This window comes from Mucilaginibacter lacusdianchii (assembly GCF_009770985.1).
GTDB lineage: Bacteria > Bacteroidota > Bacteroidia > Sphingobacteriales > Sphingobacteriaceae > Mucilaginibacter > Mucilaginibacter lacusdianchii.
This window is the reverse complement of sequence record NZ_WSRW01000005.1, coordinates 40,923-57,893: the sequence shown is the minus strand read 5'-3', so window position 1 is coordinate 57,893 and position 16,971 is coordinate 40,923. Positions and strand designations below refer to the sequence as shown.

General features: G+C 51.1%; 20 protein-coding genes. 9 read left to right on the top strand and 11 right to left on the bottom strand.

Annotated elements, in window-relative coordinates; translation table 11 throughout:
* Window positions 1-43: 43 nt before the first annotated feature.
* Entirely contained in the window at window positions 44-199 is a 156-nt protein-coding gene (locus GPM24_RS19840) for a hypothetical protein (RefSeq protein ID WP_158829054.1), read from the top strand.
* Between the two features lie 243 nt (window positions 200-442).
* On the opposite strand, the gene GPM24_RS19835 is transcribed toward GPM24_RS19840, so the two are convergent.
* The 6 genes from GPM24_RS19835 to GPM24_RS19810 form a co-directional block, all read right to left on the bottom strand.
* Window positions 443-907 carry a plasmid mobilization protein gene (locus GPM24_RS19835; RefSeq protein WP_158829052.1) on the bottom strand — a complete coding sequence of 155 codons (465 nt, stop codon included), beginning with the start codon at window positions 905-907 and terminating at the stop codon, window positions 443-445.
* A gap of 97 nt (window positions 908-1,004) precedes the next feature.
* Complete coding sequence (locus GPM24_RS19830) at window positions 1,005-1,946, bottom strand: DUF8464 domain-containing protein (RefSeq protein ID WP_158829050.1); 942 nt, start codon at window positions 1,944-1,946, stop codon at window positions 1,005-1,007.
* A gap of 11 nt (window positions 1,947-1,957) precedes the next feature.
* A complete protein-coding gene (locus GPM24_RS19825) occupies window positions 1,958-2,275 on the bottom strand; it encodes a hypothetical protein (RefSeq protein WP_158829048.1) in 318 nt (105 codons plus the stop codon).
* A 584-nt stretch (window positions 2,276-2,859) separates the two neighbouring features.
* Window positions 2,860-3,696: an RteC domain-containing protein gene (locus GPM24_RS19820; RefSeq protein ID WP_158829046.1), complete on the bottom strand. Its 837-nt coding sequence runs from the start codon at window positions 3,694-3,696 to the stop codon at window positions 2,860-2,862.
* 100 nt (window positions 3,697-3,796) lie between these two features.
* The gene (locus tag GPM24_RS19815) at window positions 3,797-5,206 is read right to left on the bottom strand and encodes a cysteine peptidase family C39 domain-containing protein (protein ID WP_158829044.1); all 1,410 of its coding nucleotides are present in this window, start codon (window positions 5,204-5,206) and stop codon (window positions 3,797-3,799) included.
* Between the two features lie 34 nt (window positions 5,207-5,240).
* A complete protein-coding gene (locus GPM24_RS19810; RefSeq protein WP_158829042.1) occupies window positions 5,241-5,882 on the bottom strand; it encodes a hypothetical protein in 642 nt (213 codons plus the stop codon).
* Between the two features lie 105 nt (window positions 5,883-5,987).
* Here GPM24_RS19810 and GPM24_RS19805 point away from each other — a divergent pair, with 105 nt between their 5' ends.
* Window positions 5,988-6,614, top strand: coding sequence for a rhomboid family intramembrane serine protease (locus GPM24_RS19805; RefSeq protein WP_158829040.1), 627 nt, complete (start codon window positions 5,988-5,990; stop codon window positions 6,612-6,614).
* A 28-nt stretch (window positions 6,615-6,642) separates the two neighbouring features.
* Here GPM24_RS19805 and GPM24_RS19800 read toward each other — a convergent pair whose 3' ends face one another.
* Window positions 6,643-6,807 carry a hypothetical protein gene (locus tag GPM24_RS19800; RefSeq protein ID WP_158829038.1) on the bottom strand — a complete coding sequence of 55 codons (165 nt, stop codon included), beginning with the start codon at window positions 6,805-6,807 and terminating at the stop codon, window positions 6,643-6,645.
* 131 nt (window positions 6,808-6,938) lie between these two features.
* Between GPM24_RS19800 and GPM24_RS19795 the strand changes: the two genes are divergently transcribed.
* The 4 genes from GPM24_RS19795 to GPM24_RS19780 all read left to right on the top strand — a co-directional run bounded on the left by GPM24_RS19795 (window position 6,939) and on the right by GPM24_RS19780 (window position 8,529).
* On the top strand, window positions 6,939-7,283 hold the full coding sequence (locus tag GPM24_RS19795) for a helix-turn-helix domain-containing protein (RefSeq protein ID WP_158829036.1): 345 nt from the start codon (window positions 6,939-6,941) through the stop codon (window positions 7,281-7,283).
* Window positions 7,284-7,367: 84 nt separating this feature from the next.
* On the top strand, window positions 7,368-7,574 hold the full coding sequence (locus tag GPM24_RS19790; RefSeq protein ID WP_158829034.1) for a DeoR family transcriptional regulator: 207 nt from the start codon (window positions 7,368-7,370) through the stop codon (window positions 7,572-7,574).
* Window positions 7,575-7,610: 36 nt separating this feature from the next.
* A complete protein-coding gene (locus GPM24_RS19785) occupies window positions 7,611-8,060 on the top strand; it encodes a MauE/DoxX family redox-associated membrane protein (protein WP_158829032.1) in 450 nt (149 codons plus the stop codon).
* A gap of 145 nt (window positions 8,061-8,205) precedes the next feature.
* Window positions 8,206-8,529 (top strand): hypothetical protein, encoded by a 324-nt coding sequence (locus GPM24_RS19780; RefSeq protein WP_158829030.1) that lies wholly within the window; start codon window positions 8,206-8,208, stop codon window positions 8,527-8,529.
* Window positions 8,530-8,590: 61 nt separating this feature from the next.
* On the opposite strand, the gene GPM24_RS19775 is transcribed toward GPM24_RS19780, so the two are convergent.
* The 4 genes from GPM24_RS19775 to GPM24_RS19760 form a co-directional block, all read right to left on the bottom strand.
* Window positions 8,591-9,961 (bottom strand): RagB/SusD family nutrient uptake outer membrane protein, encoded by a 1,371-nt coding sequence (locus GPM24_RS19775; RefSeq protein WP_158829028.1) that lies wholly within the window; start codon window positions 9,959-9,961, stop codon window positions 8,591-8,593.
* A 7-nt stretch (window positions 9,962-9,968) separates the two neighbouring features.
* Window positions 9,969-13,040 (bottom strand): SusC/RagA family TonB-linked outer membrane protein, encoded by a 3,072-nt coding sequence (locus GPM24_RS19770; RefSeq protein WP_158829026.1) that lies wholly within the window; start codon window positions 13,038-13,040, stop codon window positions 9,969-9,971.
* A 34-nt stretch (window positions 13,041-13,074) separates the two neighbouring features.
* Complete coding sequence (locus GPM24_RS19765; RefSeq protein WP_158829024.1) at window positions 13,075-14,364, bottom strand: TlpA family protein disulfide reductase; 1,290 nt, start codon at window positions 14,362-14,364, stop codon at window positions 13,075-13,077.
* Window positions 14,365-14,497: 133 nt separating this feature from the next.
* On the bottom strand, window positions 14,498-14,764 hold the full coding sequence (locus GPM24_RS19760) for a hypothetical protein (protein ID WP_158829022.1): 267 nt from the start codon (window positions 14,762-14,764) through the stop codon (window positions 14,498-14,500).
* Between the two features lie 284 nt (window positions 14,765-15,048).
* Between GPM24_RS19760 and GPM24_RS19755 the strand changes: the two genes are divergently transcribed.
* From GPM24_RS19755 to GPM24_RS19745, 3 genes are all read left to right on the top strand, one after another.
* Complete coding sequence (locus GPM24_RS19755) at window positions 15,049-15,312, top strand: helix-turn-helix domain-containing protein (RefSeq protein WP_233268911.1); 264 nt, start codon at window positions 15,049-15,051, stop codon at window positions 15,310-15,312.
* Window positions 15,313-15,681: 369 nt separating this feature from the next.
* Complete coding sequence (locus tag GPM24_RS19750; RefSeq protein ID WP_158829020.1) at window positions 15,682-15,921, top strand: helix-turn-helix domain-containing protein; 240 nt, start codon at window positions 15,682-15,684, stop codon at window positions 15,919-15,921.
* Window positions 15,922-16,315: 394 nt separating this feature from the next.
* A complete protein-coding gene (locus GPM24_RS19745; protein WP_158829018.1) occupies window positions 16,316-16,909 on the top strand; it encodes a hypothetical protein in 594 nt (197 codons plus the stop codon).
* Window positions 16,910-16,971: the final 62 nt, after the last annotated feature.

The window sequence follows — 16,971 nt, the reverse complement described above, 5'->3', positions numbered from 1 at the left end:
TATTTAAATAGAGGAATTTCGCCCAAATGTTGTAACAGCGGGAATGATGCGCGTTGACGTGCAAACCGCAGACAACGGTATATCAGGATATCTGTATACCGGCGGAGCTGGACCGCGGCGCAGCCGGGCAGCAACAGAGCCGATCACCAAGCTATCGGAAGATCCACGTAAAGAAATAACAGTTGTGCTGTGTACCTGAATGACTTTATTGCAATAGTGCGTTAGTGCAGTATATCGCACCATCGGAAGATCGGCGTACCAAGTGATTTAGGTATCGATATAAAGGGATAACCGGTGAACATTGGAGCGGCGGAACAGCCTACCTGTATAATGAGCTAACTGGCGATCGCCATAGCGATTTATCCCAATAACGGGCTATCTGGTGAACGATGGATCCGGGTAAACCAATAACCATGTATCTGCATATCGCCGGACCTGCAGATCAATGCATCTTACGGCTGGCAGGTAAACGCATCAGCTTTCTCATCACGATGTCTAGTTTTTGCTGCTGCACCAGGTACTGCTCAAACAGCTGATTGAAGTCACGGATCACGTTCTCGCTCAGCCGGCTTTGAAGATGGAGCGTATTGGCGTGCCGGGCAAGCTGATTGATATTGTGCCCGATATACCCCGTTTCCCGACCGAGCTGGTCCAGCGCGGCGATTAGTTCTTTTGAGTTGATCAGGATAATCTCCACATTTGATAGCGCCCGCTGGCGAATGAATTCCGTACGGGAAAGTCCCAGTTCCTTTTCCATCCGTTCCAACAGCTCCATTTCCTTCTCTGTGAACCGCACGTTGACGAATCTGGACTTTTTACCTTCCGTGAGCGGGCGGCGCCCGGTCCGCTTCTTAGATTCTCCCATAAAAAAACGAGTCGCGAGTTTTTTGTTTCCCCCGGCGGGCAAGATACTTTTGGTGTAACAAAAAGACATCTTGCCGTCCCAAAAACACAAGGCGATACGCCTTATGCATCACCTCCCGACGGAAAGTTTTTCGCGATGCTCACCTGCTGAACGGGACCCGCACCCGGTCAAAGATACCGGATGCAGCCGCTTTCGCTTCTCCCATTGCGGCGCCGGCTTCGAGCTTGGCATTATAATCGTTGTAGCCCTTGTACGCCGCCGATCGGTCAGTGGCATAAGGTAAGCGGGTTAAAAATTCCCGGGTAGCCTGCGTTCCTGTCTTGTCCAAATCAAAATAGATGTCAATAGAAGGAAAGCTGATGGCTTTACGAATCGCCTCTTGCAGCAGGGTAGTCGAGTTCAGCACGATAACGCTGTGATCATCACCGGGCTGTTCAGTCTTCCAGCTCAAAAAATCCATGAAGCCCTCAAAAACCGACAGGCGGCGGCTATCCCCCGGCAGAAAGGATATCCCCTTGAGCCCCATGCAGCCTTTGAAAAACCGGTTCCGCACTTCCCAGGACTGCAGCTCGTTCTGCCACCCGGCGGCAAAGTACTTCCGGCGCCCCCCTTTTCCATCATCGATTTGATAATAGACTTCCTGAAGATAATGCCGGGCAGCCGGATAGATGCCGCGGCGCGTGAGGTAATCGGTGATAGCCGGATGGGTACCCAGCGGTTTGATCTCATTTACTTTGTAAGTTGGGATCTTAACGGCTAATCGGGGACGCTTTTCGCGGGGGATGCTTCGCTCGCCGGAGAGTGTTTCCTGCAGCTTGGCCACCACCTCCCCGAAAGTAAGCTGAGGCCAGTAGGCCAGGCCGAAATCGATGATATTGCCACCTTTGCCGCTGCCGTGATCATACCAGACGCCCAGCACCTCGTTGACGCTGAGCGAAGGGCTGCGATCGTTATCTCGCAGCATGCTGACATACATCGCTTCGCGGCCGTGCTTAGGTACAGGCTGATAGCCCAGGCGGTCAAGTAAACCAACCAGCGAGGCGGTTTCCTTCAATTCCTTCACAATGTTTAATAGGCTCATATAACGGATGATTAAAGTTTCACTTTCTTAGGCTTCGGTTCCAGCTCTGCAAGGATTGCCTGGAGACAGGATTCCATCTCTGCCAGAACCGGCAGTGAATCCAGCCACAGCTTATGCATGCGGATAGGCCCGGGCTTGCCGGGATGTTCCATCTTGACGAGCTGCTGCTGTAGCCAGGTTTTGACCTGCTCCTTACCATACAGCTCATAGGCTTCCCCGCGGGACAGGTACGGCCCCTCGGTGCTGGCTTCAAGCGCTGTCACGACAATTTCTAATTTCGCGGAGGCGGCGCTCAGCCGCTTTTGTAGTTTTTTACTGATTGTTTTCATGCGCCGGCTGCGGGGAACGATCCCGTACAATGCACTTCAGCCGGCAGTTAGTTCGGGATTACTCACGTCGTATTCTACAATACGGGCCCGCAGGCCTGCCTTCGCGCTTTCGGTATATTGCGGCTTGACGCTCACCTTCGCGAAATTTCCTGGTGCTAGCAGGATAATGCTTCATCCCCCGATGTCAAAGAACGGCCTGGTCCCGCACGGCGGATCCAAGGTTCTTGGTGTGCAGTGCCAACGGATATGGCACGGTCACCGGGATCAAAATTGCAGGTATCGGCGAAGGTTATTGGAGGAGCTTTGGGGTAGTACCCCAAAATAAATTTCAATTAATTTCAGGCGCCAATTCCGGCCGCAGGAGGCAAAAACTTGGCAAGAAAAGCGGGCTTGAACGCAAGAAAACTGTTTTGGTGCAGCTGCCCGGAGGGGAGAGCAATGATTGCGGATCAAAAAGTCACCCTCTTGGGGTAGTTTTGGGGTACTACCCCAAAAGGGTTTTGGAAGCGCTTTCGTTCAGGAAGCCCGGCGAAGGCGGGTCAACTGCTGCAAGATTTGCTGTTTTCCGTAAAAGCAGCGACGCGTCAGGCCCCGTGATCTTCGTCCAGCTTCTGCTGGATAGCATTTTTCATGTGGTCTAAGAATTTGGTGGAACTGTAACGCTTCCGGCGCTCAATCTTGGCGAACTGGCGCTGCGGAACGCCGATGGAAACTTCCAGATGAACCTCAAACCACCTGACGATATGATTCAAGCTGGCATTACCGTGGTTGAGCTGTCCGGTCAGCCAAAGCCCGTAGATCACCTCGACGATGGCCAGTATTTCACCGGTCCAGCGGAGCCGGTCAGCGTCCGTCTGTTCTACAGGCAACTCCCGCCCTGCTTGCATGGCACCCAGCCGGCGGGTGATATGCACCTGCAGCCGTTCGTAGGCCATGAACCGGGCAAAAAGACTGCTCATGGGGGGAAGCAAGGGGCCGGCCTGGTCGGTCACTTCCGGAACCGGCAGCCGGGTGGCCGGTTCTGCTTGCACAAAATACAGATGGTCCAGCTCCTGAAAACCATTTTTATAGTACTGATAATAGAAGCTGTGCAAACGAAAGAAGCTCTGCAATCCTTCCAGGATTTCTTCCAAGTACCTGCTCACGACCTTGGTGGTTCCGATGGGCTGATTCATCATTAGATTATAACGCATGGCTTCTTCGATACGAAATGCCAGAATGCGGGGCCGGAGGTTCTTGAAGAACGCAATTTCTTCGTCTTGACTTTGAAAGGGATGCTCCTCGATCCATTGGCGGAACCGATGCAGTTCCGCATCAATGCGGGCGAGCGCCTGCGGATATCGTTCCTGTGGCGCCAGCCGGTCCAGCGCTTCGAGTTCATCCTCCAGGCGGCGTAAACTTTGTTCCAGTGGTGTTTCCATATGATGTTTGTTAGATGTTACTTACCGGAGAACTTGGCACAGCAGTGCCCTTGTCTGTTGCCTAAGCGGCAGGACCGACAGCGCAGTAAAAGTCATCCTGCTAAGGCTGAAGTGAATCCTGAAGCGTTCTTTGCAGCTGCAGGGCGGCGTCTGTCCCCTCGGCGACCACCAGAAGGGCGCTTTGCATGCGGGCAACCAGGGTCGTCAGGATATAGCTTAGGATAACGATCGTCATGAGTATCGCGTAGCTGATCTGCATTTGGGCGAGCTGGTACAGGCCGGTCACCCAGACGGCCGTTACGCTGCAGGCACCAAGGGCTTCCAGCCCGAGCAGCTCGTGAGACAGGCCCAGCAGGAACCGGTGTCGCAGCGCTGTATGCAGCTGCTGGTTCTGCTGATGGAGCGCCTTGCGCTGCTCTTCGAGGCCTGCGATCCGGATAGCTTTTATGCGGTTCACGTCCCTCACCAACACATTTTCAGCCGAGGCGTGCAGCGCCTGGAGCCTGGTCATTGAAAAAGATAAAGGAAACAGGCGACCCAGCAGGATCAGCCCAGTCAAAACGATATAGGCCAGCTCGACAAGACCTGCGGCAGGCACGTAGCTGGTTACGACCGCGATCAGGAATACAGCGGAAAGGATGTCGGGCAGAACAACTGAAACCAAGGTGAGCAGCGCGGATTTCACCCGCTGTATATCTAACAAGATCGGTCTTGCGCTTTCCGCGGACATGACCTCCCCAGCCGCCTCCTTCCCTGGAAAAAGCCGCTCCGTCAGCAGCTGCATCAGCCGGGTCTGCAGATCGGTCTCGATACGCAGCAGGATACGCTGGCGGAGGTAGCTCATCAGGATGCGGGAGAAACTGATCAAAAGCAGCAAGATCAGCAGGGCGGCGATGATGCGGCCCTGTAGAATGGCGCTGTCGCTCATGCCTTTCTGCAGCGTCCAGGAAACAGCAACCCCAGCGAACGCGCTCAGAAGGGTAAGGACGGGTACGCTGAGCAGCAAGCCCGGCGGAAAAGCCCGGTACGACCACAAAACGCGCCAGCCCGGGCGGCCGAAAGCCTGCGGATCGGGGCTAATGTCCGGAAAATACAGGGCGGCACGAAGCGGCCAGCGGCCGAGAAGTTCTTCCTCGCGCTGCCACCCTGCCTGGCAGGCCGGGTCGGCCACCAGGTACTGGAAGGTCCCGCAGCTATCGCGGCCGCCATAACATACCTCGAAATGGTGCTCCTGCATCGGGGTCAAAGTATGCAGGATGCAAGGCGAGGAAATTTTTCGCAGCGCGGGAGGATCCACGACAACCACACGGGCATCCAGACCGTGACTGCGCGCCAGGTCTTTGAGCTCCAGCAGCGAAAAGCCGCCAGGCGGAACGGGCACGCGGTCGAGTTCGCGGACGGCGGACGGCCTTCCGGCATACAGCAGAATCATCGCCAGGCAGGCCCGGCCGCAGTCATCTTCGGCAGACTGCCGGATAAAGGAACGTTTGATCAGACACAAATTCAGCATATCAGCGCAAGAGTTAGAAAAGTGGCAAATACGGTCAGCCGAGTTCCGGGAACAGCAGCAGCGAGCAGAAAGAAACAATACAGATCCAAATGACAAGGGCCGGCACATAGCTAAGCAGCACCAGCCGGAGCGCCTGCCCGAAAGGCAACGGCATCATGCAGCGGAGGCCCATGACCAGCAGACCCCAGTAAGCGAGCTCGAATACGTTGGCGGTCTGCAGGGCGTAGTACCAGTCCGCAGGGGCATCTGGAAAAGCTGACAGGACGGACAGGATATAGACGCGGTGCCAGTCGAGCAGCGTGCCCTGGGGATAATAGTAATGAAAGTAAACGACCTTGGCAGCCGCCCCCAGCACAAACACCATCTCCGCTGCCATCACGACCGAAGTTAGGGCAAGGAAAGATGCCTGCCGCCCGAGGAGAAACAGCGCGGTATAAAGCAGCAGCGTGATGGCACCGACCTTGAACATCAAGTAGAGCGCATGGTAGATGTAAAACCATTTTTCCAAACGGGCGTATAACAAAAGATCCTGTCCTGGGACGGCGGTCAGGGCCTGCCCGCTCTTTTCGTAAAAGTTCGGTGTTAAAATGACCTGATGGGTGACCGTGATGAGCAGAAAAGAGGTACCGAGCAATACGCCCGAGGTGATCAGTACCGGCTTGATAGGGTGTTCCATGACCTAAATTTTTTAGGTAAATTTCTGGCGGCTGCGGGACACTGCCAATCAGTCTCATGAATAAGTTATTCGTTAGGCTAATAGAACTTCAACCGTGAAATGATTATGATGACGATCCGATTACTGACAAATTCGCTTGCCACCATGCCCGTTACGCTGCTCATAATGCTGCTGGTGCTCATCAATAGCTGTATAGCAATGCTCGATCCCGGATTTTTCCTCAGATGCTTGCTGCACCCGGTGACGATCTGGCGACAGCATCAGTTCTACCGCTGGGCTACGGCCGATCTGGTGCACAATGACGTGGTTCACCTGCTGATCAATGAGGTTCTGCTGTTTTTTATCGGCGGGACGTTGGAAAAGTACCTGGGGACCGCTGTCGGCGCGGGAAGCCTGCGCTACCTTATCATCTATTTGAGCAGCATGCTGGCCGGCGCGGTAATGGCAACGATTATCAACCGAAACGATTTTGATTATTCTGCGACGGGCGCTTCGGGCAGCATCGTGGGGTGCATGTTCAGCTATATGCTGCTGCAGCCGGAGGAAATCGGGTTTTATGTGCCATGGATTGGCGGGATCAATAACCTGTTCAGTGCATTGATCCTGATTGCAGGCCTGATAGTATATCAGCTGCGGAGCAAAAATCCGGTGCTCAGTCAGGAGGTGCACTTTTTTGGGGCGGTGGGCGGAATCACTGCGACACTGGTTCAGTTTCCCCAGCTCATCCTTTAATTTCCGGGGACGAGCCCCGGAAATCAGACTACCACCAGCCAAGGCAGGATGGCCCGGTGGCAGCGGCCACTGCGCCGACCACGGCACCGGCTCCGCCGAAGAGGCCGCCCACGGTTGCCGATATGGCGACGTTGTAACCGCAGTTGGCACCGCCTTTGATCTGGGCGGCTTGAGCATCAGTTAACTCTTTCATGATAATTGAATTTGGAGGTTTCTTCCCCCTATTGGGAATTGCTTCAAAATTCCGGGCTCCGGATGCCGGAACCTAAAGGCTGAAATGGTAAATTATTATCTTTACGAATAGGATACGATAAGAATTTCGTTATGGAGACGATCGGAAACAAAATCAGAATACAGCGGCTGATGAAGAATTACAGCCAACAATACATGTCGTTTATGCTGGATATATCCCAGTCAGCCTACTCCAATATTGAAAGCGACAAAACGGAGGTGACACTCAACCGTATCTACGAGATCGCCGAAGTGCTGGAAATCTCGCCCTTCGTGCTGATGCCGCCGCCCAAGTTCAGTTTGGGGATTAACCTGGCCCATTATCTGAGGACGCTGTTCAAATTCCGCAAAGCGAGCAGCCGCAGGCTCGCGCAGAAAAAAATGCAAGCGTTGCAGATGGGAATTGTTTACAGGGACATTTCAAAAAACCTGGACTAATAAATTAAAAGCACGGCGGATTGCACGCGCCCCTCCTATTATCCAACTTTAGGCTGATCAAGCTAAAAGGAGATTGGAGGCCCTATGGATTACAGATCCTACGAAAGACGACTCGACTACATTTTGGAACTGCTGCAAAAAGGCCGCTTCGGGACGCTCGTGCGCGCGGCTAAGCGCTTCGGCGTGAGTACGCGGACGGTCAAGCGCATGCTGGTGCATCTGCGCGAACGAGGCCATGATATTCAGTACGACCGCAAGCAAAAAAATTATTTCATCAAAAAAGATGAGTGACATTTTCTGTCTTGGGTACAGGTCTACCTTTATTTCATGGTACTCAACGACAAAAGATCAGCCTATCTGGCAGAGCAGGTTTCCATGTTTCTGCTCACCTTTTTATGGGTATACGCAGCATCCAGCAAGCTGCTTGCTTTCCGCACCTTTGAAATTCAGATGTACCGGCAGGCCATGCCCCAGGAACTGGCTTTCCTGGTCATCTGGACATTGCCGGCAATAGAAATTTTGGCAGCCATCCTGCTGCTCATTCCCAAAACGCGGCTGGCAGGCTTCTATCTTTCGTTCGTGCTCCTGTGCCTTTTTACCGGCTACATTGCGCTGGCGGTCTTTCACTTTTTCGAAAACGTTCCCTGCTCGTGCGGGGGTGTCCTGCGCATGCTGGGCTGGAAAGAGCATCTCATTTTCAATACTTTCTTTTTGCTGTTAAGTTTTACCGGCATATACACGATTAACAGAGAAAGGAGACTCATCTGCACACATTAAATTATTTGCAAGCTGGATTCCGGCACAAGGTGCCTCAACCCGGCCAGGCCATGCTGAAAACCTGTGATAGAGTAAGCACAACAAGTAAATTCCATTCAATTAAAGTTTTTCGGGTCCTTTTTGATTGACAAAAGAACTCAGCAACATGAAACGTAAATTTTTAGGTTTGGCCGCGGTGATCTTAGCCCTGGGCGCGAGCGCATTCACCCTTCCTGCCACACACGCCACTGGCAAACAGGTAAGTTACAAATGGTTTTCCATCAGCGGCACGCGGACGCTCTCTCAAGCAGACTCGCCAAGTAACGCCACCTACCTGGGGGAAGGCGAAACGCCGCCTGCGGGCAGCGAAAATGACTGCAGCGGCAGCGGTCATCAATGTGTATCCGGCTTTAGCGCCAATCAGGTCACCAGCACCAACCAATTGAACGGTTCTCAGGTGCCGATGGCTATTGGCTATGAGCGTCAGTAGTCTCGCTCACGACCGGATGAAAAAAGGGAAGCCTGAACAGGCTTCCCTTTTTTATGAGGATTCAATAACCAGCATTCTGCTGAAGGGCGGGATTGGCACCAATCTCCGCCTGCGGGATGGGAAACCACTGTGCTGTGGTTCGCCAGCTTGGTTTTTCCGCCGAAAGCACCGCATCTGCCTGTCCTACACGTTTAAGGTCGAACCAACGGTTGCCCCATTCACAAAAAAGCTCCACTCGCCGTTCCTGAGCGATACCGGCCAGCAACGCGGCTTTATCTGCCGGGGCAAGACTGGTGAGCCCGGCACGATTTCTGACCTGATTCAGGTCCGCGCGGGCGCCGCTCAAATCGTCGAGATTGGCTTTGGCTTCGGCACGGATTAAGTATTGTTCCGCCAGCCTTAAAAGAACGTAATGTTCAGGAGTAGCCGTCCCGCTGGCCACATGTTTGTATTTATAGGGATAACTATAATTCTGCCCTCTGATAGTACTAGATCTGATCCAGTTGGCTTTGCGCAGATCGCCGGCTTGGAAAGCATCCAGCAAATAGGTCGTCAGCACATATCGGGGCGTTACCGTCGCGGAAGAAGGCACAAAATAATAAGCTTCCCAGGTTTCCCTCGGCGCGTACGTGGGCAGCAACTTCCAGATCGTCTCGCGACTGGAACTTAGAAACACGGAAGCAAGATTGCTCTCCAGCTGAAAGCTCCCCGAGCGGATGACTTCATCCGACTCCCGCAAGGCGGAAGCGTAATCTTTCTGATAGAGGTAGACTTTGGCCAGTAATGCGGTGGCCGCATAATAGTTCGCCCGCTGGGTAACGCCTCCTGTTGCGGGCAAGGTTGCCTGGGCATAGCGCAGGTCGGCCACAATCTGCGCGTACACTTCTTCGGCCGTAGCGCGCGGCAGACGTCCGCCGACATGATAGTCCGTCGCCAGTACCAGCGGAACGCCGCCGTATAGGTTGACGAGATAAAAATTGATGAATGCGCGGACACAACGGGCTTCCGCAGTGAGCTGTGCCTTCTGCGCTTCTGTCAGTCCACTGGAACCGGCAACGCCCTCGATACAGGCATTGGCAGAATACAGGATGCTGTAAGCGGTTCGCCACATGGTCGCGTTCGTGTTGTTCTGTACCGATATATTGTTGGCATAGAATTGCGAATTGACATCGGTGGTGGTTTGTATCAATTCGTCACCGGCAAGTCCGGGATAAGCAGTCATCCCGCCGGAGGTAAAACCCAGGCTAAAAGAAGGCATCATTTTGGTGTACATGCCGATCACTGCTTCGGCGGCGTTGGCACTATCGGCAAACACTTTGTCCGAAGTCAGCTGATTTTTGGGCGAATCAATATCAACCAGTTTCCGGCAGGAAGCGAAAAAAAATAAGATCAGGACGAGGTAAATGGCAGAGTAAAAAGAGTTCTTCATCATCGTTGATTTAAAGGGTGAGCTGCAAACCGCAGGCAATCGTTTTAAGGGGTGGCACGCCATAGAAATTTTGCGTTTCCGGGTCGTTGCCTTTGTAGTGCGTAATCGTAAAAAGGTTCTGGGCAGAGGCGTAAAGGCGGAGGTTTTGGATATGCAGCTTTTTAATTATCGGGTACGGCAAGCTATACGATAGCGAAACCGTCTTGAACCGCACATAAGAAGCATCGCTATACACGCCGCTCGACTGAAAGAAGTTGGATGCGGCGTCGTAGGCATCACCATACACCGTGGACAGCTTTTGGATAGCCGCCTGGTCCCCGGGCTTGCGCCAGCGGCTTTCAAACAAGGCAACCGGTAAATTCTGCTCCATTCCCGGCAGAAAAGTATAGACCTGCTGCAGATAATTGACGCCCATTTGTTTTTTGAACTCGATGAATACATCCAGCTGAAGGCCTTTATACCGGAAGCTATTTTGAAATCCGCCATAAAATTTGGGATCGACATTAAAAAGCAAAGCGTAGTCGTTCAGGCTTCCACCACCAGGCGCAACGGGCGATGAGGTCAGTTCGCCGCTGGCATTGAGGAACTGGAACAGCCCGGTCTGCGGATCGACGCCAGCGGACCGAAAACCGGCAACGGTGCTGAGCGATTGTCCCAGAAAATAGGTGGTGGCATAGCTTGATGTGGCTAAGCCGGGAAACGAAACCAGTTTGTTGCGTGGCAGCGAGAAATTAACGGCGGTATTCCAGGAGAAATCTTTGCTTTTGAGGTTCACGGTCTGCAATACGAGCTCCAGGCCGCTGTTTTGCACCACCGCATCCCAGTTTTCCGTGACGCTGGCAAACCCGGTTTGGGAAGGCAGCTGATAGCTGATCAGCTGGTTGCCGGAACGATTGCGGTACCAGGTCGTGTTCAGCAAGATGCGATCCTTGATAAAACCCAGCTCCAGGCCGATTTCAAGCTTGTGAGTGGAGGCCCAGCTGAACGCGGGGTTATACAGATTCTGCGGCAGGTAGCCCAGCGAGTTGTCATACGTAGAAGTGGTCGGCGCCCATCTGGAGAGATACTGGTAATCGGCAACCGCATCATTTCCGGTGATACCGTAGCTGGCCCGCAGCTTTCCATAACTCAATAAGGGCAGGTGGTCACGGATGAACGACTCTTCGTTAAAGAGCCAGCCGGCACCGACGGATCCAAAATTGCCGAATTGCTTGTTGGGTCCGAACCGGCTCGAACCGTCGCGGCGTGCATTCAGGCTCAGAATATACCGATCGTTGTAGCGGTAGTTGATCCGGCCAAAAAGGGCTGCGTACCGGTACTCCGTGAAAGCGTCCGTAGCTGTCTGGGTGGCAGCGCCGGTAATGGACTCCAGAAGGTTGTCGTTGATATAGCCCGTTCCGCTGGTTTCTGTTCGGGTGTTCAGATTGCGCTGTACCGTTCCGCCCAGCAAAACATTGAGCAGACTTTTGCCTTTGGCCTTTTTGTACTCCAGTTGCGGTTCAATGATCCAGGTAGAATAATCATTACTGCCGAACCGGGTAGTGGCCTGCGGAAAATTCATCGGATTCTGTGCGCGGACCGGCGTACCGGCATACTCGTGGCTGTCAAAGGTGTTGTAACCCAGGCTGGACCGTAAGGTCAGGCCGTCAATTAGGCGATAGTTCAGCACCAGGTTACTGTTGAGCAGATTACTTTGGAGATAATACTGCTGCTGCAGAAAAGCCAACGGGTTATCCCCGGCGGTGACATTATTAAAGGGAACCCCTTGATAGGACCAGTTTAAATGCCCTGCGCCATCCACCAGGTCAGGATAGTTAGGGTCAAGGCTGAACGCCATCAGCAGATTTCGGTTGTTGGAGGAATTATTTTTATCATAACTATACCCTGTCGACAGATCGAGGCTGAACCGCTGGTTGGCCGAGGCATGATGCAGGTTGAAGCTAAGATTGGCCTTGTTGTCCGCGTAATTACCTGGAAACAGATATGTATCACGGTTGAAGCCGCCGCTCAGGTAGAAGGTCGTCGCAGCGCTTCCGCCGGACACCGAAGCGTTCAGACTGGTATGGTGGGCGTTATTATTTAAGAACTTCTTTTTCCAATTGGTATAACGTAAGGTGTCAAATACCAGCAGATCGGGCGCATAACCCGGATCATACAAGGTAAGATTGGGAACAATGCCATCATTGGCAAAAGCCTCCCGCCGCATAGCCAGGTACTGCGGCGTAGTCAGCAGCGGCATGGTATGTCCAACAACACTGATTCCCTCGGCCGCGTTCAGGTTGAACGCCGTTTTGCCCGCCGTCCCTTTCTTGGTCGTAATGAGGATGACCCCATTTCCGCCGCGGGAGCCGTAAATGGCGGTCGCATCGGCATCTTTGAGCACCTCGATGCTTTCGATATCAGCCGGATTGATACTGCTGAAGGGGCTTTGTCCGCCATAGGCATTGTTAAAATTACCGCCGATGCCCGGTGAAACAATGGATGGAAACTGATTGACGTTGCCGTTTTGGGGAGAAAAAGGAACGCCGTCAATGATGAAATAAGGGCTGTCCTTGGGAGATAGCGTGTTCGCTCCGATTTTCAGGGTATTCTGGCCACGTACCTGGACGTTTACGGATGCGCCGGGCAGGCCACTCGTCGAGGCGATCGTCAAACCGGCTACCCGGCCCTGTAGCGCACTCAGCGGATTGGAGACCGGCTGTTGTGCGATTTCACCGGCGGTGACCTTGGTGACGGATCCAACGTTATACCGCTGGGTGTTCGTACCGTAAGCGATCACCTGCACCTCATCGAGCTTATTGACGCGGACGTTCAAAACGGCCGTAAAATCGGCCTGTCCATTCCATTCCAGCTCGGCCGGCTCGACGTTCACGCCACTGAATCCGAGTACGTGCAGGCCAGCAGGCAGCATGAGGGTGAACGCCCCTTGTTCATCGGTCAGCGTTAGGATGTGGGTTCCCTTGACCGTAACCGTAATGCCCGGCAGGGGTTCGTTTTGGCTACTGCGGACATGGCCCTTAATGCTTTGGGCAATGGTCCAACAAGGCAGAATAATAAAGATAAGGATATGTAAAAGTTTCATACGGGTTTAAGGTGAGATAAGTAAAGGGGAAAAATTAATCCGGCTGCTTGTCCTCTTTGAGGACGAGGAAGGACAGCATACGGGTGGCAGGCACGAGGCGTAAGCCCTGTAGCTCCAGGCTCTTTTCCAGCGCCCGGTTCCCGGCCTGGCGGGCTGGTAGCCGGAGCGTAATACCGCCGGAGATCCCGGTTTCATTGACGACCGGGAGGGCATACACCTCATTCAGGTGCTCAACAAATTCCACAATCGGTAAATTTTGCAGGTAGATCGGCTGTTCATCCATATCGTATAGGTTGGTGGAAACCGTGTCTCCCGGCGCGCTTTGAGGGTTCCTGCGCCCGGACCGGACTAGTACGAGACAGGGCGCCTTGACGACTTCACTGTCCAGCGACACCTTGAAATACCGATGCAGTTCCTCTTGGATGAAGTGGAGGGCGTCAGGTCTGGACAGCGGCGGAAAAGAGGCTTCGTAAATGAAAGTATTGCGCGCTTTCCAGGCTGCCGAGCTGCTATCCAAAGCATAGTCCTCTGGATGCGCTACCTGGTAGTGTATACGGTTTTTACCGAAATGGGCATACGCCGGGCTGACGAACTGCAGCATTTCCAGCTTGGATTGATTGACGAAAAGACACCGGTTGACGAGCCCGCTGGAAGCTGCGTCGAGTTGCATGGCTGCAGCCAGCCCGCTTTGAAAGGGGGTGACGATTGTACGGAATAGATAACGGTCCGCCTCTCCCCCATTGCCGTTCAAAAAGACCGGCCGCCTTCGATCATAAGCAATATCCCGTTTTTCCTGGACACGAATGCTTCCATTGTGGATCACGCTTTCAATGTGCCCGGCAGTAAGCGCTTCCGCATCCGTGATGGCCACCACTTTATTTTGGAAGACCCATACATAATGCGGAATGCCGCGGTGCGGGAACAGCCGCGTCAGCAGCGTATCCTCATAAACGGTCGGAATTTTATGCAAGGATGGACGGCGGTCATAAAAGCGCTCGATGATGGCCTTGGTATCGTGGTTACCCCTGCTATTGACGCCGATAATCTGCAGCTGCTTGGCATAGCGGCTTTGCAGGGAGTCATTTCTGGGAAAGGCAGCAATACAGGACCCGCACCAGGTGGCCCAGAAATCAAGAACTACAAGTTTGTTTTTAAAGTCCGTTAAGCGAAGTGTGGGCTGGTTGTAATACAAGAAGGAAGTTAACAGCACATCCGGTATCTCCTCGCCGATGTTGACCGTATGGAGAGCCGCGGATGCCTGGCTGTAGGCACGAAAGTTCAGGCATAGCGATGCCAGGACGATACAGATCGTTAATTTTTTCATGAGAAATAAGCAGTGAAATGAATAAATAAGGGAGAGAGCCTGCCGTCGGATAGATTACCAAGCGGCGGCGTCCGCTTTACTCAGGCGGGCAGATCAGCAGTAACCAAGAGAAGGCAGGATAATACACCATGGGTTACGAGCTTTGAGGGTTACCGGATGGAGATTGGGCCTGGTGATGCGTATAGGCCGCAGAAACGAACTCAATCAGCTGATCGAAGGCGACAGCTACTTCCTCATCGGACATTCCGCCGCGAAGCGCACAGTCCCTGGTCACCCAGCACTGAAACATACGCCAGAACAGCAGCTGTACGGATTCGGGGGAGTTCCGTTTGAAGAAAGTCTCTAGGACTGTCTTCCATGATGGCGAACCTGAATTGTTTTTTATATATACCGCTTCCATATGCTCAAGGATGTGGTAAGCTGAGCGGGTCCTAGAAATAAGAAAGCCATAGGCGTGGACTCAACTTACCGACTTAGGGCACGTGAGAAAGCCCGGCCACGATAAGAGAGCCCACACCTATGGCGTGGGCACTTCACTTATCATCTCGCGGCATTAAAAATTTCTCACGTTTCTAAGTCGAGATTTAAGCGAATACCAATATTTTATAATATTTAGATATCGCAAAACAAATATAATAAAATTTAGCAAATGCGGTACGTTAAATCCGCAAATTTTCACATTTATTGGATGAAATTCATCAAAATTTAATTCTATCGGCCTTGAAAGGTAATTTCAAAGAACTTCAAGAACTGTTTGGCTCTAATTTGAAAAGGATTCGAGAAGAAAAAAACTTATCGTTAAGAACTTTAGCTGCGAATTGTGAGCTTGATGATAGTCAAATCTCAAAAATTGAAAACGGAAAAAAGAATATACAGCTTTCTACGATTTTTGAGCTTGCCAAAGGGCTAAATGTGCCCCCTAAAGAGTTATTGGAATTCCCCGTTTAGCTGAGGAGATGCCTTCCCAGCAACTACCCGTCAGACAGGTTAAATTAGCAAGCTGTGAGAAATTTAAGGCGTTGTTAATAGAAGACTTATTTAATCCACTTGAAATATATTGCCAAATAAACTATCACCCAAAGCACAATAAGCGCTAGACCATAAATTATCTGCTTACGAATTCTTAGACTTCTTCTGTTTGGAGCAAGTCCTGGTTTACTTCGCATGTTGGGATATGCTATTGGTTAGTGTACAATGATAATCAAAAGTTATTAAGGTGATATTATCTTTCCGAGAACAAATTTAACAAAGTGTGGGGATATATACCCACACTTATAAATATTGAAAAGTCAATTTTCGCTACAGTAAACACTGTGGATGGATAGCGACAAACAAAAAGAATATCTTGTTATATTAGGTAGGCACTTGGCATCGCTGCGCAAAAACAGAAAATTATCCTACAGAAAATTAGCGCAACATTGCGATATTGACTACTCGGATATTAGAAAGTATGAAAAAGGCGAGATCAACATGACGTTTCTTACCATGATTGAGTTTGCCAAAGGACTCGATGTACCGTTGAAGGAAATTTTGGATTTAGAAATTCCTGTTGCTTAGCAATTTATAAAGGTCTTTTCAGAGTCGATTTCATCATCCAAGTAAACCTATGTGATTGGAATTCATGCAATATGCCTTAATAATTTTCAATAAGCGGCCAGATTAATGATTGCGTATCTAACCAGCAAATTTTAAATCCATTCACTTATTGGCCTTACTTGGCTTCCACGAGACAAAGCCTCTTCTTATACTGACAGTCCTGTCATATTAATACAATCGCTGAGTAATTTTTGTTAAAACTTCTAATGCTTGTTTGCTCAAATGGCTATCAAATCCAATTGAATTTTTTTCGAGTAACGCGACTTCTATGATTTGACCTTTTGATATCTTGCACGATTTAGCCTGTGGTGACAAAGTTTTGAAATGTTAAGAAAGAGTATATATTTGTTACATCATGCAATACCCTAACCTTACGATTTCTCTGAGAGGACACTTCTTTAAAAAAGAGGCGTTTAGTGCCAGGGAGGTAACAGGGGCTCCAACAGCATGTTTACTGAAGTTGCTAAATTGCTCAATCAACTTGAGTTTAAACGGACTCGAACAATTCCTTCCGATCTATCAAATGTACCGCAATTTATATCCATTCAATGGATTGGCATTTAAAAACGAAATGTCACCCAAAGTTAAGATTATATATTACACAAGTAGAGCCGTATGCCAAAATAAGCTTAGTATCTGGGATAAAAGAACACTTAGCGGCATCAGCGATAAAACCCTATCCAAAAGGCATTATTCTTGCAATGTTGATAGGCAGTTAGAAGAGTTGCATTCTGACCGTACGCCCTCCGGCACGAAGATGAGCTTTATTTCCTTAAAAGAAGAGATCAAAGCACGCGACAACATACAACAATACAAAGCAGCAATCTTTGCTTCCTTGTTTTCCGAAATTCCAGTAGTGGATACCCAAAAATTTCGATCCCTTCGCAGAAAAACAGTATTTTTAAGTTCATGGCTCAATAACAAAAGATTCTCATCATCTTCAAAATAATGCGAATCTTAAATTTAAGACGTTGATTATAAATAACTTGCATTATTATGTAAACAAGGATA